Source organism: Streptomyces sp. E2N166 (assembly GCF_003671715.1).
GTDB classification, from domain to species: Bacteria; Actinomycetota; Actinomycetes; order Streptomycetales; family Streptomycetaceae; genus Streptomyces; species Streptomyces thinghirensis.
In genome coordinates, this window is sequence record NZ_RAIF01000025.1 from 217,480 (window position 1) to 218,592 (window position 1,113).

1 protein-coding gene is annotated in these 1,113 nt (G+C 74.7%); it reads left to right on the top strand.

The annotated features are described in order from the left end of the window. The first annotated feature begins 141 nt into the window (after positions 1-141). On the top strand, positions 142-1,086 hold the full coding sequence (locus EBH09_RS19050; RefSeq protein WP_121748186.1) for an alpha/beta hydrolase fold domain-containing protein: 945 nt from the start codon (positions 142-144) through the stop codon (positions 1,084-1,086). The last annotated feature ends 27 nt before the right edge of the window (positions 1,087-1,113 follow it).

Here is a 1,113-nt window from a genome sequence, read left to right on the forward strand (position 1 = left end):
TCGCCCGGCCGCGGATCGCCTGGTCCTCACCCAGCGTTACATCCCCATGTCCGGGCACGTCACCGGCCTGATACCGTCCCGCCAACGGCCGATTTCATTCCCCCGGTCCGCCAACACCGTTTTGCCGCTGAGAGGTTGAGCATGCCGGACGCCGCCGCACAACCGGGCACCGCTGCCGCGAGGGCCGTCGCGGAGGCGGCGGAGGAGAAATCGGCCTTCTCGCACCCGGCGGTCGACCCCGACAGCACCGCCGTGTACGGCGACCACCCCGACCAAGTGATCGACTTCTACGTCCCGCGCGGGGTGGGGGGCCCGGGCGGTGCCGCTCCCGTCGTGGTGGTCCTGCACGGAGGTTCGTGGCGGGCTCCGTACGACCGGCGCCATGTCAGTCCGTTCGCCGGCTTCCTCGCCCGGCGGGGGCTCGCGGTGGCCAGTGTGGAGTATCGGCGCGGTGCGGGCGGCGGGGATGGCGGGGATGGTACTGAGGGCGCCGGTGGGGATGGCGGGGGTGCGGGGGGTCCCGTCGCGGGGCGCTGGCCCGAGACCTTCGACGACGTGGCCGCCGCGCTGGACGCCCTGCCCGCGCTGGTACGGCAGTACGTCCCGCAGGCCGACGCGCGCCGTGTCGTGCTCACCGGCCACTCCGCCGGCGGCCACCTGGCCCTGTGGGCGGCCGCCCGGCATCTGCTGCCCGACGACGCCCCTTGGCGCATCGACCGCCCGGCGCCCCTGCGCGGTGTGGTCGCCCTCGCGCCGATCGCCGACTTCGAGGTCGCCGACAAGCTCGACGTGTGCGGCGGTGCGACGCGGCAACTCCTCGGCGGGGAGGAACTCTTCGCCGAACGCCGTCCCTACGCGGACCCGGCCCTGCTGCTGCCCACCGGCATCGCCACGACCCTCGTTCAGGGCCGTGCCGACGTGGACGTTCCGCAGGCGGTCGCCGAGGCGTACGCCGACGCGGCGGCGAAGGCCGGGGAGGTGGTGGGCGTGACGCTGCTGGAGGACGTCGGCCACTATCCGCTGATCGACCCGGCGGCGGACGCGTGCGCGGTGGTGGCGGAGGAGATCGCGCAGCTGGCGTGGTGAGACCGGAGCGTTCCGCTGGGCGGGCGG

Bases quoted from the DNA above. Each gene is read 5' to 3' on its own strand.
- EBH09_RS19050 (WP_121748186.1), top strand. From the start codon at position 142: ATGCCGGACGCCGCCGCACAACCGGGCACCGCTGCCGCGAGGGCCGTC.